A 19,516-nucleotide genomic window follows, 5' to 3' on the forward strand; every position below is an offset into this window, starting at 1 on the left:
AGCCAAACCAAAAATTCTACTACAAATTCATATTGAATAATAAATTTAGTGTTAAAAATAAATAATAAATCTTCTTGTAAAAACAAAACTATTAGCAGTATTAAATAATTAAATGAAAAAACATTACCTGCAAAAATCAATAGCTATTAAAAAAAAATCTAAAATATCTTTACTATTCAAAAAAATATTAAAATTAACATCTACAGTCACATTAGCTGTCTTGACTATAGTAAAATTTATTATAACACCTGTAATTTACTGTATTACTAAGCCTGCATCCTATCTTATAGGATTATTTAAAGTTAAAACCAATAATAAGCTAGCAATAAAAGATACATCACAACAAAACCCTGCAAATGATGTGCAGGACAATACAATAGAGACACCAACAACACCTTACAGTGAGGACAGTGCAACAAATAATGTAAATAAAGATGAACAAATAAAGTGCAGCACAACACCATATGAAGATTCAACAGCTGAACAAGATTATGTAATAACCAACAGCCATATACAACAAAACATGATTCAAGCTTCTAACAATACAATAACAGAAACAGCTAGCACACATGAGACAACAAGCAAACCCACTACTGTAGCAGCACCTAAATCTGTAGTTGTGGAAACTGGAACTAATGCCTATAAGCCACCTATGCCTAAGTCTATAGTTGTGGAAACTGGAACTAATGCCTATAAGCCACCTACGCCTAAGTCTATAGTTGTGGAAACTGGAACTAATGCCTATAAGCCACTCAAGCCTATTGCAAAGACTGCATCATTAAATCCATCTAGTGCTGAGTATAGCTTGAATATAATAGAAAAAAATGCATGGTATGAAGATAGAACAATAAACCTCATAACAGAACATCTAAACAAAAAATATCAAGATAGTTGTGTATATCCTGTTTATGGATGTTGTCTAGCACATTCAATGTTTAGCAAAGATTATGATGCAGAAAATTTTATATCACTTTTCATTCCCCCAGAAGATTACAAACAACTAGATGATAAGATGCAAAAACATGGTAAACTAATATTAGCAATTCCATCAAATAATGCTGATATTAGCACAATTCAAAAAAACAGAACTGCAGGAACTCACTGGTATCTAACGCTATTAAAAATAACACCACCAAAACACAATGATACCTACCAGCTTACAATTTCATTAGTTAATACATCACCTATTGAACCATTTGATCATGATGTCCAAGAAAAAATAAAGGAATTTGTTTGTATGTTGCTCAAAAAAATTAAAAATTTAGATGTAAAAATAGATGATGAAGTCATAATACATAAAGCATCACATGCGAATATTGGTGATGGCAGTACTTGTGGTGGTTTTACTGTTCATTTTATAGAAAGAGCACTTATTGAAAATGATCTCTTAGAAAACAATTCTGCTGAACCACCAACAAAAATTAGAAGGGCACATGCAGAAATCATAAAAAGCATAATTAGTGAAAAAAAAAGTGTATTAGCATCATAAGCTAATACCTGAATTAAATATTGGGTAAAATTTACTTTGTATTATTAAATAACAATTACAGCTATCATGTAGCAAAAGCAAATAATTATAGCATGTAATTAATAAATATATTAAAGACTAAATAAATGTTATATCAATCTAAAAAAAATATATTACAAAAAAAACAAAAAGACATCATGTCATTCAAAAATAAAATCAGATGGCCTAAAATACTGTATACTCACAATCATAGCAAAATACAACCTAAGACCTCATTAGCTCATACTATTTTACAAAAGCATAAAAAAATGCAGATAAGCAAATCTAGAAAACCTAAAGATAGATTGTCCACTTTATTAAGTACAGATAAATCAAGACAGACAACAAAAAGCAAGAAAAAAAAGTGGTATAAAACTGCACATCCCTCAAAGAATTCTGTTGGAAGACAGCAATCTAGTGACAAACCAACTAAAACAAAAGCATCAGACAGCACAAATGGAATGCAGTCTATACTTAAAACATTAGAGCATAAACCAATAAAAGGCAATCTAGACAAAAATATGAGAATTGCTGCTTGGGTAGATCAAGTAGAAAAATGGAATAATGAATACAGGCTTGTGCCACAAAAAACAACTTTCTCAGAACCTAAAACCGTAAACAGTAAGCTAAATGGATTAAAATCAAAAAATACAAAAAAGCATTATCTCTCTAAAAGCGAAAATAATGATTATTTTAATATTAAACATTATGCCTATAACTTTCGCACAATACAAAGACTCTATGACACAATGCCTACAACAGAAAAATCAGCTGTTAGGTCTTATGTGCACTTTCATAAAGCTAAAAAAGGTCTTATTGAATACACAATTAAACCAAAAGAGCTAGCAAATGAAATAAATATAGCATTATCCAAACTCTGGGGGAGAGATCAAATAACAGTTTATATGCCAACCTTATTGTTTATTGATCAAAATGTTAAAAATGCTGGTCATTGGGTGCTTTTAGAAATAAATCTAATGAAAAAAGAACAAAGCAATAGTCAAGATCCATGCTATAACGTAGAATATATGGTTATTAACCCACTTAACAATTCCACCAAAGCACCACTTAAGATAAAAGATGGTATAGAAAAAGCAATAAATATAGCCGTAAGACCAGATAAACTTAGTAATATAGTAGTAAAAACACCAATCTTACAACCAGAAACAGATAACAGCTCTTGTGGTGCTATAGTATTAGAAATATTAAGAAACAGAATTGCTGGCATCCCAGTTACCAACATAAACAAAGGAAATACTTACAAATTAGAGGCAATAAAACAAATTAGAATGAACCATAAAGAGTGGTATAAACAACAGGCCTTGGTAAAAAAAAATAAACACAATCTAAGCAAATAATCTAAGATATCTTTGTTCAACAAGTAACATAAACATATAATAGTATAAACATCAGCTCATTTTAACAACAAACAGCAAACATCTCACTTATGTTTAGCCAGTGTATAATAAATATAATCAACTAATCATCAAGATTGCTTCTATTAAAAGCAATATGGATTAACTTATTGCTTAAGCCACATCCATTATGTATTTCTAAAAACTGACATTATAAATTATTTATTTACAACACAAATAAATTTAGAGCTAAATGGATGACAAGCATAGATTTGTGCCAGCAAAAGTTGATTTCAATTCAAGGCTGCATCTATTTCTACAAAATTATTGCCAATTCTAAGCTTCCTAGTTGTTGCAACTATAGTATTAAACATTAAGCAAGCTATTGTCATTGGCCCAACACCACCAGGCACAGGAGTAATTGCAGATGCCACCTGACTTACATCTGCAAAATCTACATCACCAGTTATTACACTCTTACCAGCAACATTTCTTCTGCTAATTCCAACATCAATAACTATAGCACCTTTTTTGACATAACTGGATTTAATCAAGCCAGGACATCCAGTAGCTGAGATTACTATATCTGCATCCCTGCACTCACTCTGTAAATTATATGTCATAGAATGTGCAACAGTTACAGTACATTGTGTTTGCAGCAATAATTGTGCAAGTGGGTTACCAACTATATTTGACTTACCAATTACAACTACTTTTTTACCAGATAATTTTTTTGTAACCAATTCTATTAAGATCATACAACCATGTGGTGTGCATGGTATTAATGCTTCATTGACTCTATTGGAAAACAATAGGCCAGAATTATGCACACCTAATCCATCAACATCCTTATTAGGATGGATTAGGTCAATAAGATTATTCTTGTTTATATATACTGGCAATGGCAGTTGCAGCAAAATACCATGGATATTATTGTCATTGTTTAATCTGTTGATAGTTTGCAGAACTTCATCTTCTAAAACATTGCTTGGGAATTTGTATACCATAGATCTCATTCCCAATGATTCAGCTCTTTTCTTTTTGTTAGCTACATAGATTAAACTTGCATCATCATCACCAATAATAACAACTGCCAAACATGGTACTTCTCTATATTTTGCATACATTACAGTCACTCTGTCTTGTAAATATGTGCAAATTTTATTAGCTATTTCTTTGCCATCTATAATATATACCATATGCAATAGATATAGTTAAATCAATAGTAGATTAAAACACTTTAACTTAAGATATTTAATAATTATACAACTTAAATGCAGCTTCTGTAAATCAATATAGATGAAACTCAATCATTTTAACAATTAATGAAGGTGAACATCTTTATTTAACAGACATATAGCAAGTATATATAAAGTATTGTTAGTTTGATAATTGATAATATAATAGAATAAGTTTGCTTTTATACAATGCTAATGATAAACAGCATGATAATATGGCTCATGAGCACAACATGGCTCGTTGCTATACTGTTAGTGTTAAAAAAAATATTCAGCAATCACTATATTAGTACTATTAATGCAATACCAGTACCAGTTTACTATATTAGTAACAGCCTACTAAAAGGTTTTGCTAACCACAACCTGAGAAATTTGCTCAACATCAGCAAAAATACTAGCAAACCAGAGGAGTTCCTGACAAAGCATATTAAAGAAGAAACTGCCATATTTCCATTAATCAAAATGACAATAAATAGCAATACTACAAATAACACATCTATTTCATTAAAAAATAAATCTAAAAAATTTTTATGCACTATTGCTCCTACAACAAGAAAAAATAAAAACTTAGGAGTAATAATAATATTTAACAATACTATGAACATATTATCTGATCTTGAAAAAAAAGAACAAGAAGTGCGGAAAATACAAAATACAATTACAGACTACCAGCAAGTTTTTAATCAATTGCCATATCTAGTATGGATACGCAACAAAAACATGAATATTGATTATTTCAACAATGAATATTATAAGTTTATAGAAGATCGTCATATTGGAAATCATAGTGACATTGCCGAGCTAAGCAATGAATGTATTATATTGGCGCAACAAACCATTACTACAAAGAATAACGTAGAATACACCATATCTCTAACCAATAAAAACACACTTCACACAATTTCTTTAGTAGAAATACCACTATTACACAATGGTGGTACTATGGGAATTGGTCATGATATTACATACAGCAAACAACTAGAAAAAGATAACTTAATAATATCAGATGCATATAAAAAATTCCTATCATCACTCTCTAATGCTATAGGTATATATAATTCATCCAGACATCTAACATTCTACAATGACTCATTTGCACATATATTCAATTTTGACCAAGCATGGTTAAATACTAAGCCAAGCTATGAGGAAATATTAGAGAAAATGCGCGAGAACAGAAAATTACCAGAGCAAGCAAATTTCCTAAAATTCAAAGAGGAACAAATAAATCTATTCAACAACTTAATTGATGTACACAATGAATTCCACTATTTGCCAGATAACACAGCACTACGTGTTGTTATCATACCAGGAGCAAAAGGAGATCTATTGTTCTCATATGAAGACATTACAGACAAACTAACCATGGAACAATCATACAACACAGCAGTTGCAGTTAGCAAAACAACAATAAATAATTTACATGAAGCAATAGCTGTATATGGAGACAATGGTAGGCTAAATCTCTTCAACCCTGCTTTACGTAAAATGTGGGACATTGATTCAGGATATCTAAAAACCATGCCACATATTTCAGAAGTATTAGAATCAACAAAAGGTAGTTACCGCCCAGAAAACTGGGAAAAATTTAGAGAAAATGAAATATTAGCTATAACCAACAAGATTGCTGGAAAGAAAAACTTTAAACTTAAAAATGGCAAATACATTAACAGAAATATTAGTTTACTGCCTAATGGAGCTGTACTTGTAACATATTATGAGGTTACTGCAACAAAGCTATTAGAAAAATCACTCCGTGAAAAAAATAATATGCTCACTGAACTTGCAAGCCTAAAAAGCAATCTTTTTTCTAGCATATCATATGAATTAAGATCGCCACTTACCTCTATTATAGGTTTTGCTGAAATGCTGTTAAACTTTTATAAAGAAGAACTAAAACCAGACAATTTGCACTATATATCTAACATATATCAATCTGCACAAGAGCTCTCTCAAATTATTAACAATATGCTAGACTTTTCTTTTATAGAAAATGGCGTGGTTGATTTGCAAAAGCAAAATATTGAAATCACTAGTATTATTCAATCATTAAAACAAGAACTAAAAAATAATATGCGCAGTGTGACACATACAAACATTGACTGCAGTGAAATTAAAAATATTATAGTACAGGTAGATAGTAAACTAATTGTCAAAGGTTTTGTACATCTTGCTAAATATGCATCACAACTTTTGGGTAAAGTAAACATAATTAATTTTACTAAACACTTACAGCAAAACAACAAAGATAAAAATAATGTTACTATATGCATTACATTATGCAATGATCTTAATGCAAAAACATCATCAGGATGCGCTAAGCCTAGAGAAAATGATGATGTAACAAATGTCAATCTTACAATTACTAAACGTTTTATTGAATGGCATGGTGGTAGTTTAAAAATTCTATCATCCAGCCAGCAATCTATTAGTTTTGCCTGTGTAATACCAATGCATGATGAAAAAATTAAGGCATAAACAATTAAACACAAAAATTATAATTAATCAAATAACATTCTAATGTGTATTGTGAAAATATATTAATATAGTCAATTTAACTTTTTGGACACATTATTTAATGGTATAATTATTAATATATCTTAAAATAAACTTCCATAATGCCAAACAATACAATTGCCATAGTTGGTAGACCCAATGTAGGTAAATCAACATTATTCAATAGACTAGCAATTGATACAAAATCTATTGTCAGCAACATCCCAGGTGTTACAAGAGATTATAATATTGGTCATTGCACATATAATGATAGTCTATATTGGTGTATTATAGACACAGCTGGACTAGATAATACTAATAAAGACAAAATATTAAATGCATCAAATGAAAAAACAATTCAAGCAATTAAATCTACAACTGCAGTGCTAATGGTTATTGATGGCAAGGATGGCATAACATCAGAAGATGAGTATTGGAGTAAATGGCTTAGAAAAAATTGTGTTCTGCAAAAAATAATCCTAGTAGTTAATAAGTGTGACCACAAAAAAACATTGGAAAATGCAGATTTGGTTCATACCTTAGGGTTTAAAGATTGTGTATTTATATCTGCAGAGCACAACATTGGAATTGCTGAATTACTTGAAAAAATCAAAGAATATGCAATAAACATTGATACTCTTGATACAGATAGACATAAAAATTTTATCAGACTTGCCATAATAGGTAGACCAAATGCAGGCAAATCAACATTAATCAACAGCATTATTGGGGTCAATAGAATGCTAACTGGATCTACCCCAGGACTAACTCGTGATTCAATTGAAATAGAACATACATACAATAATAGAAAAATTATTCTGTTTGATACATCTGGGCTACGCAAAAAAAGCAAGATAAATGAAATATTGGATAAATTATCTGCAGTAAATGCAATAAATACAATCAATTATGCTCATGTTGTAATAATACTAATAGATGCAACACTAGGATTTGAAAAACAAGATCTAGCATTAATTGGTTTAACAATACGTGAAGGAAGAGGTGTAGTTATTGCAATCAATAAATGGGATATGGTAACTCATAAACAAGCATATATAAAGCAGGCTGAACACCTCTGCACCAAACACATAGGTGGTATAAAAAATATACCAATTGTTACAATATCAGCAATTAATAATCAAATAAAAAATCTACTTGATAAAGCTATAACAGTTTTTGATTCATGGAACAATCGCATTATTACCAGCAAACTAAATCAATGGCTTGCTAAGACTGTGCAAAATCATCCACCAAAAATTAGTATGAGACGAGTAGTAAATATAAAATTTATAACACAAATAACTACTAGACCTCCTACTTTCTTTATTTCAACCAATATGCCTGATAATATTGATAATAGCTATAAAAATTATCTAATTAACTCATTGCACAAAAACTTCCAATTTATAGGAACACCATTGAGAATTAAATTTAAGTAGATATATTAGAGAAACTTTACCAAGCTGGTGAAAACACTGATATGCAGCATCAGAATAAATTTCTATCTGCAAATCACCTCAAAATATTTATAATAATAAAATCTATCAGAATCTTTTATTTAGCTAAATTCCATGCTATATATAGTAAATCAATTGACTGGAGATATACTCTCTCCAGTCTTTATAATAATATGTTTGTTAATTACTTGCATTGCAATCAATTGCACATGACTGTATGGAATGAGAATGGTTAAAAGCCCATGCCACCCATGCCACCCATGCCACCCATATCACCCATATCACCAGCACCACCATGACCATGACCATGACCTTGGCTATTAGTTTTATTTTCTGGTTTTTCTGCAACAACAGATTCCACAGTGATTATTATTGAGGCAGTAGAAATAGCACCACGTACTGCAGCACGAACCACTTTAGCAGGGTCAATTATGCCAGCTTCATAAGCATTTACATAACGAAAATTGCGAGAATCATAAATTAACTCTTTATCTTGTTTTTCCTGCAATTTAGTTGCTATTACTGAGCCATTTAGTCCTGAATTATTAATTATGCGTTGTAATGGTGAAACAAGTGCTCTTCTGATAATTTTAACACCATTTTCTTCATCTTCATCTTCACCCTTAATTTTAGATATGCGCTCAGCTATATAAAATAATGCTGATCCACCACCAGGCACAATACCTTCTTCTACTGCTGCTCTTGTTGCATTAAGTGCATCATCTACTCTATCTTTGCGCTCCTTAACTTCTATTTCAGTAGCACCACCAACTCTTATAACTGCAACACCACCTGCAAGTTTTGCAAGTCTTTCTTGTAATTTTTCTTTATCATAATCTGAAGTTGCTTGATTGACAAGATTGCGTATTTGGTTTGCACGAGCCTCAACAGAAGCTTTCTCACCCTCGCCATCAATAATTGTTGTAGAGTCTTGTGTAATCTTAATTTTTTTTGCTCTTCCAAGCATTTCTAGGGTCACTGATTCCATTTTAATTCCTGAATCATCACTCACAACATGAGCACCAGTAACATGAGCAATATCATGTAACATTTCTTTACGCCTTTCACCAAAACCAGGTGCCTTTACAGCTGCAACCTTAAGTTGTGCACGAAGCCTGTTAATTACCAGAGTTGCCAATGCTTCACCTTCAACATCTTCTGCTATAATTAATAATGGCTTGCCACTTTGCACTATTGCTTCTAGTAAAGGGAGTATTTGTTGTAGACTAGAGAGTTTCTTATCAAGAATAAGAATATATGCATTCTCTAGTTCTGCAATAGATTTTTCAGTATTAGTAATAAAGTATGGTGACAAATATCCCCTATCAAAAGACATACCTTGTACAACATCTAATTCAAGTGCATTAAGTCCTTTTCCTTCTTCTACTGTTATTACACCATCTTTCCCTACAGTCTCTATAGCTTCTGATATTATCTTCCCAATAAGTTTATCGCCATTAGCGGATATTGTTGCTACTTGTGCTGTTTCTTCTTTTGATCTAATATCTTTAACTATTGCTAAAATTTCCTTGTCAATTGCTTCTGCTGCTTTATGCATTCCTCTGCTAAGTGACATTGGATTGCTACCAGCTGCTATATGTTTAAAGCTATCGGCTATCATTGCTTGAAGCAATACACTACATGTAGTAGTTCCATCGCCAACAGAATCATCAGTTTTTTTAGCTGCTTGTTTTACAAGCTGTGCTCCAATGTTTTCAATTGGATCAGGCAATGTTATTGACTTAACAACTGTAACACCATCTTTGGTAAATTTAGTATCACCCCAGCTAGTACCAATAGCCACAGTTCTTCCCATAGGGCCAAGTGTTGCACCTGCAGCATTTACAACACAATCAAGACCAGCCTTAATTGAAATGCGTGCTTCAGAGCCCATTACTACAATATTTGCCATTTGTATCTCCTCATTTGTTATTGGTTTAAATTTTATTAACTAAATATTTATCATTCATTAGCTGTGAACAAAGGTTTGACCACAATTATCTGACTATTCTTCTATAATGGCCAATATATCTGATTCCTTTACAATTAGATATTTCTTGCCCTGTAGCATAACCTCAGTGCCTATCCACTTTGGATAAATTACTATATCACCACGCTTAACTGCCAGTGGTATAATCTTACCATCACTAGCTGCAGCACCTGGTCCTACATATAAAACTTTGCCTTTAATAGGTTTTTCTTTTGCAGTATCTGGTATAAATACGCCACCCAATGATACATCTTCCTCGCCAATAGTCTCTATAACAATCCTATCATGTAAAGGAATTATATTTAACGCCATTTTTGATACCCACATTGAAATTAGTTCAAGATATATTTAATATGTTTTTTTCACTTTTCAAGATACTTGAAAAATTATTTATCATTTTCAATTGATAATTTCTAATAATAGTTAAATAAACACTTGTTCAGTATTTTTAATTGAATATAAACTGAATTCAGTGCATTACATTATATTTGCCTAACTACACTGCCTTAATTTTTAGTTAAAAAATTTTAATTTTAAGCAAAAAAACTTAAGTATAGACAATGCTATATTTATTCTTAGTCTAAATAATTTACTTTATACTCTTGTATTATTAATATTTTTTTAATAAAATAGAATATTTAGTTATTTATATGTCACTTTATGAATACTGCTTTAGAGTTAGCATCTACTAATAATTTTGTTGACTATTTTAATACTTTTGTCAATAACACCAATACTTTGCTTGACAAAATATTATTCTTTAAAATTTATGGTTTTCCTTTCTTAATACTAATTGCAATTTTAGCTTTCATTGCTTGCAATTTTTTATTTAATTTTGTCAGTATTAGATTATTTAAACATAGTATTGATGTAGTTCGTGGAAAATACACATCATTAGATGATCCTGGCTCTATTACACACTCTCAAGCTATATTCACTGCTGCTCTTAGCACTGTTGGTTTAGGCAGTGTTGCTGGTGTAGCTTTTGCTATAACAATTGGTGGTCCAGGATCTATTTTCTGGATAATGTTTGCTGGATGGTTAGGCATGTCTGCTAAATTTGCTGAAGTTACTTTAGGGCATAAATATAGAACCTTTAAAGAGGATGGCTTAATTAGTGGTGGTCCATTTCTCTATATGCGCAAAGGTATGGCTGAAGTAGGTTGGAAAAAAATAGGTGCTACATTAGGTGCCATTTATGCCGTAACTATGATGCTTACTTCATTTGGTGCTGCTAATATGTTCCAAACCAATCAAGCAGCCTTGGTTATATCTAGTGATTTTCCCTTGCTTGCTAGCCACCCAACATTAATTACTTTAATTATAGTTGTTCCTATTGCTATAGTTGTATTGGGTAATGCCAAAAGCATAGCAAAATTAGCAGGATCTGTGGTTCCATTCATGACAGTATTCTATATTGTTGCTTCTATTATTGTATTAACCGTTAATTACAAAAATCTTATACCATCATTAATGCTAATTATAAAAGATGCATTTGCACCGCAAGCTTTTGTAGGTGGTGTAGTTGGTTCTATGGTAGCTGGCTTCTCTCGTGCTGTTTTTGCAACTGAATCTGGTGGTGGTACTGCTGCTATTGCACATGCTCCATCTAAAACAAAAGAACCTATAAGAGAAGGAACTACAGTTTTCTTAGAAGTAATATTAGCACTTACTGTGTGTTTGATGACTGGCTTAGTTATTGTTGCTACAAATGTGCACCAAGACATAGACTGTGCAAAAGGTGTTTTATTAACTAAAGCAGCATTTAAAACTGTGCATCCATACTTTGCAGTAGTGCTTACTATAGCTGTGTATTTCTTAGCAGTTACTACTGTAATGGGATGGGGTTATTTTGGAACTATGGCATGCTTATATGTGTTTGGAAATAAAGGAGTTATTTTTTATAAAATTATTTTCTTACTAGTTGCTTGGTGTGGTGCAGCAACTGGTGAAGCAGATCATGTAATTAAGCTTTGTGACTATATATGGGCTATAGTAATGCTACCTAATTTATTTTGTGTATTATTTATGAGCCCAATGATTCGTAATGATTTAAAATCATATGTTGATAGATACAAAGCTGGCAGTTTTAAAGCTAATTTTAAATAATCATAATCAATCAGTTCGGTATATTAATGAGTGTTATAAAAAATTTTGAAGCTTTTGTTAGTTGTTTAAATTGTTCTATTGATGTAATAAATGCTTTTTTTGAAAAATTTTTCTTTTTTAAAATTTATGGCTTTCCATTTCTTTTACTATTAGTGCTTATAGCATTTATTTTATCTAATTTTGTTTTTAAATTTGTTAGCATAAGACTTTTACTTCACACTTGGGACATTATACGAGATAAGTTCACTGCTCCTAATGATCCAGGAACAATTTCTCACACACAAGCAGTGTATACTGAAGCACTGAGTACCTTAGGATTGGGCAGCGTTGCTGGCGTTGCTATTGCTATTGCTATGGCTGGCCCTGGAGCTATTTTGTGGCTAATTGTTGCTGGATTACTAGGTATGAGCACTAAATTTGCTGAAGTTACTTTAGGGCATAAATATAGAGTCTTCAATAAAAGTGGCACAATTAATGGAGGACCTTTTTTATATATAAAAAAAGGTCTAAGTGAAATTGGCTATCCTAAAATAGGAATTGTTATTGGTACTATTTATGCATTTACTATGATCCTTGCATCAGTTGGCACATCAACTATTTTCCAAACCAATCAAACCGTTATGATGTTAGCTGAAGATATGCATGTTAAATCTTTTCCTTTGCTGCCAATAATAATGGTTGTAACTCCAGTTGTTGTAATAGTTCTTTTTAAGCTAGATAAAATAGCCAAAATTGCTGATACTGTCATACCATTTATGACAATCTTTTATGTACTTGCATCTATTTTAGTTCTATTAATGCATTATAAAAATATTTTACCATCTTTTGCACTTATTTGGCATGATGCATTCAATCCTGCTTCAATTCAAGGTGGAATTACTGGTTCTATAGTTGTTGGTTTTGCACGTGCTATGTATGCAACCACTTCTGGAAGTGGAACTTCTGCAATAGCACATGCACCATCAAAGACTAGTGAGCATGTTCGAGAAGGTTGTGCAGCTTTTATAGATGTATTGTTAGCACTATTAATGTGCTTAATGACAGGCATGGTTGTAATTGTTACAGGTGTCTACTCTAAACATGGAGTTGATTGTGAGCGAGGTATTGCAATAGCAAAAGAAGCCTTTTCTACTGTACACCCATATTTTTCCAAAACACTCACAATTGCAGTATTTTTGCTAGCATTAACTACTGTAATAGGTTGGAGTTACTATGGAAGTATGGCATGGATGTATTTGTTTGGTGAACAAACAGTATTTATATATAAAATAATATTTGTATTATTTACTATTTATGCTGCTATTGCTGGTAATGCAAGTGGCATTCTCAAGCTCTGTGATCATATTTGGACCATAGTTATGGTACCAAATTTGCTTACAGTATTTTTATTAGCAAAACCAATTCGGCATGATATAAAAAGCTATATAGACAGATGGAAAAAAGGGCTCTTTCATGTATATAAATAATTTTACTGCTTTTTTGCTACTTTATTGCAGCCCAATTATTTGTAGTATTATTCATTATAAATAAAATAACAATAGATTTTCTATGAATGCTTAGTGTGTTGTGTTATGAATAAATTTTATATATCTTATATATTACTTGCCCTAAGTTTTGCTTTAGTGACTACTAGCAATGATATGCTTATATTCAATGATTTAGATGCTGTTGATAACAAAAACAATAATAATAACATCTCATTATTTGCACCATTTAACAGGGTAGCTATTAAATTCTTTGTTGCTGATGATGACAATAATTTAATTTTCTCTGATAATTTAAAAGGCAGAATAGTGCTAGTATATCTGTGGTCAACTTGGTGCATGGATTGCATTAAAGGTTTGCAAACATTAAATAAACTAACACCCTATCTCAAAGAGACTAGTCTACAGAATGTTGATATATTGCCAATAGCTATAGGGTCTACTGTACAGCAAGCAAAAGAGTTCTATATGCAAAATAATATAAAAAATCTGAGATTATTTTTTGATGTAGAGCACAATGTTATTAAAACATTTAGTAGGTTAAATATTGAGACAATACCAAGCTTAATTTTAATAGATACCAACTCACTTGTGGCAGCAGTACATATTGGTATACTACAGTCTAGTGTAAATTATTTATATAATTTTATTGGTGAATTATCTGAACAGGATTAGCTATGTGGTTGTCAAAATTAAAAAAAACAAATAAAAAAGAGGTGTCATTGAATAGTAAGTCAATTGTTAGAAGAATAAACAATATTTTGTTTGGCACTGGCTCATACTTAAATGCAGATGCATTATCTAAAATAGAAAAAATATTAATTGAAGCTGATTTTGGCTACAAGATTACTCAAGAGCTACTGAGTAGTATTAAAAATGCTAAAATGGATGTCAATTCAAATAACATTATTAGCCCAATACTTAGCCAATATGTAAAATCAATATTAACACCATCTATTAAACCACTAGAGAATTCATTTATCCACAAACCATATGTTATAATGGTTTGTGGTGTTAATGGCAGTGGCAAAACCACAACTATTGGTAAGATAGCATATAAATATAGAAATATGGGACTAAAAACTCTTATAGCTGCCTGTGACACCTTCCGTGCATCTGCAGTTGAACAATTAGGTATTTGGGCTGAACGTGCTAAGTGTGATTTCTTTGCAGGCAGTGAAAATGCTGATCCTGCTAGTGTAGCATATAAAGCTTTAGATAAGGCATTAAATAATTATTATGATTTATTAATTGTAGATACAGCTGGTAGATTACACACTCAAAATAATCTTATGGCAGAGCTAGCAAAAATTGCAAGAGTATTAAGCAAACAGATACCAGAAGCACCGCACGATATTCTTTTAGTTTTAGATACCACAACTGGACAGAATGCTTTAAACCAAGTTGGACACTTTCTCTCATTAATCAATATTACTGGCTTAGTACTTACTAAACTTGATGGAACAGCTAAAGCTGGTGCTATAGTTAATATAATAAGCAACCACAATAATCTCAAAATAAGAGCTATTGGTAATGGTGAAAAAATAACTGATTTGTCTGACTTTGTTTTGGATGATTTTTGTGCCAAAATAAGTGTCACTTAATTTGATTGTATCATATTGTTAATATATATTGATATAAAAAACATTGATTTGTATCTTAACATACCTTTTTTGTTTGTGTCTTATTTGAGGAGTATATGGGTTATGCATTAATAACAGGCTCTAGTGCTGGTATAGGTTTAGCTATTGCTTATGAACTAGCTGCTATAGGATATGATATAATTATTGCTGCACGCAGCACTGATAAAATGAATGAAGCCAAACAGTTATTAGAAGAAATATATGGTGTGCATGTTATAACTATTGCAGTTAATTTAGCAAATTCTAATGGCCCTCTAGAACTGTTTAGTAAAGTTAATGATATGAATATTGAAATTGTGGTAAATAGTGCAGGTGTTACACTGCATGGCTTCCACATAGACCTTGAAGCTAGTAAAGTTAATGATATGTTAAATTTAAATATTGTTTCCTTGACACTAATTTGTAGTTTATTTGCAAATAGTATGCGTAGCCATGGTGTGCATGGCTATATTGTTAATATATCTTCTATTGTTGCCTATAGTCCAATAGCTAATATGGCTGCTTACTCTGCTAGCAAAAGTTATGTTTTAAATTTTTCTGAATCACTGAGAAGAGAGCTGGAAGATTATGGAATTTCAGTTACATGTGTCTGCCCTGGTCCAGTTGATACTGAATTCTTTCAAAAAGGTTCACTAAAAAATCAATTCCCCAAGCTATCAGCAAAAACTATCAGCTCACCTCAACATGTTGCTTCACTAATTGTTCACAGTATGTTTGCTAAAAAAAGAGTTTTGATCATAGGTTGGTCTTTTAAAATATTAGTTTTTATTTCTTGGCTCTTGCCTAAAATGCTTTTTCTTTATGTTAGCAAAGCAATAATAAATCATAAATCTAAAAAATAGCTATACCATTCTAATACTTAATAGAGATAAACAAATCAACAAACATCTTAATTAACAAAATAAATCTTTTTATTAATGCATTAGTGTAAAAAAATATCAAATCTAACTTTATTAAAATTGTTGTGAATGAAAAGCTGAATGATTAAACAATGCCATAGGATCCCAACCATTGATATCCAATTCTACCATTGGATGCAAACATTCAAAACAACGCTTAGCAAGATCATATCTGTTATTTTCTCTTAATAGAAGATCTAGTGCATCACGCAGACTATGTAAGTGCAACACATCTGATGCAGCATATAATATTTGTTCTTTGCTTAATTTCTCAGCACCCCAGTTTGAACACTGCTGTTGTTTATTTAGCCTAACTCCCAGAAGCTCATAGCAAAGCTCTCTAAGACTATGTGCTGAAGTATATGTACGAACCAATCTAGAAGCAATTTTAGTACAATAAACAGGCTCAGACCATGTATTTAAATAAAAATATAATGCTGCAACATCAAAACGTGCATAGTGGAATATTTTTACCCTGTTCTTGTCTGACAAAACTTTTTTTAAATTAGGCGCAGAGTAGTTGTTATCATTAAATTTCACAAGACATATATTACCATTTGTGTCTTTAAGTTGCACAAGACACAATTTATCTCTTGTGATCTTGAGACCCATTGCTTCAGTATCAACTGCCAGATCACCAATGAGCTCAATGTTATCTGGCAGATCATTTGTGTATAATTTGACATTATCAATTATTGACATATAATTAATAGCTTATTGTTATTAATAGTAGATAATAATAAAATTTTTATACATTTAAGTCAAACAATAATGAGTAAATATTCACATATTACTGTATATACAGATGGCTCATGTTTAGGCAATCCAGGCTATGGTGGCTGGGCTATTGTGTTTGTAGCTGATGACAACACAGAAATTGAGACTATTTGTGACTCATCTAAAAATATTACAACTAATAACATTATGGAACTTACTGCTGCTATTATGGGATTGCAATACTGCGTAACTGGTAAAAGATTTGCAGCTGAAACAGTAACAATTCACACAGATAGTAATTATGTAAAAAAAGGTATAACGGAATGGATTACAAAATGGAAGAAAAACAATTGGACTACAGTGAATAAAACACTAGTAAAAAATAGAGATCTTTGGGAAAAACTTAGCTTTTTGGATAACTCTTTAAATGTTGATTGGCAATGGGTAAAAGCACATGCAAATAATAAGTTTAACAATAAAGCTGACAAATGTGCAAGAGAGATGGCTAAAGCAACACAACCATTATGGCAATAATGCTACCCTGCAGCTTGTTCTATATTTTTGAGTTTGATTTTCCTTCTTATTGCATTATGCTCTTTGAGAGTTTTGGAGAAAATATGACAACCATCATCTGAAACAAAGTATAAATTATCTGTTTTGCTGGGATGTAAGGCAGCTTTTATTGATTCATATCCAGGATTGGTTATTGGAGCAGGGGGCAGTGCACTAATATAATAAGTATTATACTCTGATGGTATTTGTAAATCTTTTTTTGTCAATGTACGATTCAAATCCCATCTACCATTAGTTAATGCATATATTACAGTTGGATCAGATTGTAACTTCATTTTTTTATACAATCTATTTATAAACACACCAGATATCTCACTTTTTTCATCATTATTTGCAGCCTCTTTCTCAATGATTGATGCTAGAATTATGGCATCTTTTTTATTTGCTATAGGTATTGACATATTTCGTTCATGCCAAAGCTTCTCAGCAGTATTATACATTTGCTGCTTCATTGCATTAACTAATGAATTAATATTATCGCCATGCCTAATATAATAAGTGCTTGGATACAATTCTCCCTCATTAATATCCTTACTCAAAGTACCAAACAATTCTTCTTTTTTTTGTAATATATCTAGTATTTGATATGTAGTTAAACCCTCAGGAATAGTAATCTTATGCACTAATGCATCACGCTCTGAAAGAGATTGGATAATTTTTAGTATATTATTAGATTGCATTACATATTTCCCTGGCTTAAGTAAATGTTGCTTTTGCAAGATATATGTAACAATCATAAAAGTTGTTTTATTTCGTATTATATGTTTTTCCACAAGATTGCTAGCTATCTTCCTAAGTGTATCACCAGGATCAACAATAACCATTTCCTTTATCTCATTAGATCCACTATTCAACATTATGGTAAATGATAGCAATGTGGAACATACTGCTATTAACAAGATAAAAACAAAAATAATTTTCATTTACTAATAACACCTTTGTTATATTTATTTATATTTATCAAAAGTGCTAAACTCAAGAGACTTCCTAATAGGGAACTTCCACCATAAGACACTAATGGCAATGGAACTCCAACAACTGGCAAAATACCAATTACCATACCAATATTTATAAACATATGAACAAATAACATAGCAGCTATACCAATAGCAACTAATCTATTAAACATGATATCTGATTGATTTGCAATTTTAGCTATTCTAGATATTATTATACAATAACATATTATAAACAATATACCACCAAACATACCAAATTCTTCTAACAATATTGTAAAGATAAAATCAGTTTGCTTTTCTGGTAAAAAGTCTAGCTGGCTCTGACTTCCATGTAAAAATCCCTTACCCCATAAACCACCTGAACCTATTGCAATCTGTGATTGAATAGCATTATATGATGATCCAAGTGGATCTCTAGTTGGATTAAAAAAACTAAGTACACGTTTTTTCTGATAATCATGTAATATATACCATATAATAGGAAGCATTCCTAATGCTGCAAAAAACATAGTAAAAAGATGCTTTAATGCAATACCACTGGCAAAAAATAAAATAGTGGTAATAAAAATAATAATAGCACAAGTACCAAAATTTGGCTGAAGAAATATCAACAAAGTTGGAAATAACGCTAATATAATTGCCCAAACCATATAATAATACTTGTTTATAGCATAACTATTTAGTGAGTTAAAATATCTTGCTAATGCCATAATAATAGCAATTTTGCAAATTTCTGATGGCTGTATGTTGAAATATTTAAATTTAATCCATCTGCTTGCACCCATAATTTGTGAACCAAACAATGCTAAATAAATAAGAGCAAGTAAAGATATTATATATACACTATATGAGGATGACTGTATTTTACTGTTAGGTATAAAAACTATAAGCAAAAAGAGTGGTATAAAAATAATTGCTACAACTATATGACGATATGCCCATGGCCTTAAATTACCATGTGCTGCAGAGTATTGTTCTATTATGCCAATAGCAAGTAAAACAATAAATGCTATTATTAGCACCAGATCAAAACCAATAAAAAAATGCTTTATCTTGCTCAACATATATTATATGTAATTAGTATTGTTG

Annotated in this window: 16 protein-coding genes; 10 read left to right on the forward strand and 6 right to left on the reverse strand. The window is 31.1% G+C overall.

All coding sequences use genetic code 11. The annotated features are described in order from the left end of the window. The first annotated feature begins 112 nt into the window (after nt 1-112). Both AABI72_RS04325 and AABI72_RS04330 read left to right on the forward strand, forming a co-directional pair. A complete protein-coding gene (locus AABI72_RS04325; RefSeq protein ID WP_338364754.1) occupies nt 113-1,489 on the forward strand; it encodes a hypothetical protein in 1,377 nt (458 codons plus the stop codon). Nucleotides 1,490-1,614: 125 nt separating this feature from the next. Then, nucleotides 1,615-2,865 (forward strand): hypothetical protein, encoded by a 1,251-nt coding sequence (locus AABI72_RS04330; protein WP_338364756.1) that lies wholly within the window; start codon nt 1,615-1,617, stop codon nt 2,863-2,865. 290 nt (nt 2,866-3,155) lie between these two features. Here AABI72_RS04330 and AABI72_RS04335 read toward each other — a convergent pair whose 3' ends face one another. Next, complete coding sequence (locus AABI72_RS04335) at nt 3,156-4,061, reverse strand: bifunctional 5,10-methylenetetrahydrofolate dehydrogenase/5,10-methenyltetrahydrofolate cyclohydrolase (protein WP_338364758.1); 906 nt, start codon at nt 4,059-4,061, stop codon at nt 3,156-3,158. Between the two features lie 246 nt (nt 4,062-4,307). Between AABI72_RS04335 and AABI72_RS04340 the strand changes: the two genes are divergently transcribed. Next, entirely contained in the window at nt 4,308-6,578 is a 2,271-nt protein-coding gene (locus AABI72_RS04340) for a histidine kinase dimerization/phospho-acceptor domain-containing protein (protein ID WP_338364761.1), read from the forward strand. Nucleotides 6,579-6,718: 140 nt separating this feature from the next. Further along, nucleotides 6,719-8,035 carry a ribosome biogenesis GTPase Der gene (der, locus tag AABI72_RS04345; protein WP_338364763.1) on the forward strand — a complete coding sequence of 439 codons (1,317 nt, stop codon included), beginning with the start codon at nt 6,719-6,721 and terminating at the stop codon, nt 8,033-8,035. Between the two features lie 250 nt (nt 8,036-8,285). Here the strand turns inward: der and groL are convergent, their stop codons facing one another. Further along, the gene (gene groL / locus AABI72_RS04350; RefSeq protein WP_338364765.1) at nt 8,286-9,965 is read right to left on the reverse strand and encodes a chaperonin GroEL; all 1,680 of its coding nucleotides are present in this window, start codon (nt 9,963-9,965) and stop codon (nt 8,286-8,288) included. A 93-nt stretch (nt 9,966-10,058) separates the two neighbouring features. Next, nucleotides 10,059-10,355: a co-chaperone GroES gene (gene groES / locus AABI72_RS04355; RefSeq protein ID WP_338364767.1), complete on the reverse strand. Its 297-nt coding sequence runs from the start codon at nt 10,353-10,355 to the stop codon at nt 10,059-10,061. Nucleotides 10,356-10,703: 348 nt separating this feature from the next. On the opposite strand from groES, the gene AABI72_RS04360 reads away from it, so the two are divergent. The 5 genes from AABI72_RS04360 (at nt 10,704) to AABI72_RS04380 (ending at nt 16,121) form a co-directional block, all read left to right on the forward strand. Continuing rightward, nucleotides 10,704-12,152: an amino acid carrier protein gene (locus AABI72_RS04360; protein WP_338364770.1), complete on the forward strand. Its 1,449-nt coding sequence runs from the start codon at nt 10,704-10,706 to the stop codon at nt 12,150-12,152. Nucleotides 12,153-12,178: 26 nt separating this feature from the next. Then, nucleotides 12,179-13,618 (forward strand): amino acid carrier protein, encoded by a 1,440-nt coding sequence (locus AABI72_RS04365; protein WP_338364772.1) that lies wholly within the window; start codon nt 12,179-12,181, stop codon nt 13,616-13,618. A 105-nt stretch (nt 13,619-13,723) separates the two neighbouring features. Then, nucleotides 13,724-14,311 (forward strand): TlpA disulfide reductase family protein, encoded by a 588-nt coding sequence (locus tag AABI72_RS04370; protein WP_338364774.1) that lies wholly within the window; start codon nt 13,724-13,726, stop codon nt 14,309-14,311. 2 nt (nt 14,312-14,313) lie between these two features. Then, on the forward strand, nt 14,314-15,240 hold the full coding sequence (gene ftsY / locus AABI72_RS04375) for a signal recognition particle-docking protein FtsY (protein ID WP_338364776.1): 927 nt from the start codon (nt 14,314-14,316) through the stop codon (nt 15,238-15,240). Nucleotides 15,241-15,335: 95 nt separating this feature from the next. Continuing rightward, nucleotides 15,336-16,121, forward strand: a complete 786-nt coding sequence (locus AABI72_RS04380) for an SDR family NAD(P)-dependent oxidoreductase (protein ID WP_338364778.1) — start codon at nt 15,336-15,338, stop codon at nt 16,119-16,121. Nucleotides 16,122-16,232: 111 nt separating this feature from the next. On the opposite strand, the gene AABI72_RS04385 is transcribed toward AABI72_RS04380, so the two are convergent. After that, complete coding sequence (locus AABI72_RS04385; protein ID WP_338364780.1) at nt 16,233-16,880, reverse strand: ribonuclease D; 648 nt, start codon at nt 16,878-16,880, stop codon at nt 16,233-16,235. A gap of 69 nt (nt 16,881-16,949) precedes the next feature. Between AABI72_RS04385 and rnhA the strand changes: the two genes are divergently transcribed. Next, nucleotides 16,950-17,429, forward strand: a complete 480-nt coding sequence (gene rnhA, locus AABI72_RS04390; protein ID WP_410520608.1) for a ribonuclease HI — start codon at nt 16,950-16,952, stop codon at nt 17,427-17,429. Nucleotides 17,430-17,431: 2 nt separating this feature from the next. Here the strand turns inward: rnhA and mltG are convergent, their stop codons facing one another. Together mltG and rodA are read right to left on the reverse strand one after the other, a co-directional pair. Then, the gene (mltG, locus tag AABI72_RS04395; RefSeq protein ID WP_338364783.1) at nt 17,432-18,391 is read right to left on the reverse strand and encodes an endolytic transglycosylase MltG; all 960 of its coding nucleotides are present in this window, start codon (nt 18,389-18,391) and stop codon (nt 17,432-17,434) included. Continuing rightward, a complete protein-coding gene (rodA, locus tag AABI72_RS04400; protein ID WP_338364788.1) occupies nt 18,388-19,491 on the reverse strand; it encodes a rod shape-determining protein RodA in 1,104 nt (367 codons plus the stop codon). The genes mltG and rodA overlap by 4 nt, the downstream gene beginning before the upstream one ends. Nucleotides 19,492-19,516 lie beyond the last annotated feature (25 nt).

The sequence above is a fragment of the Candidatus Xenohaliotis californiensis genome (genome assembly GCF_963930935.1).
Taxonomy (GTDB): Bacteria; Pseudomonadota; Alphaproteobacteria; order Rickettsiales; family CAWVOK01; genus Xenohaliotis; species Xenohaliotis californiensis.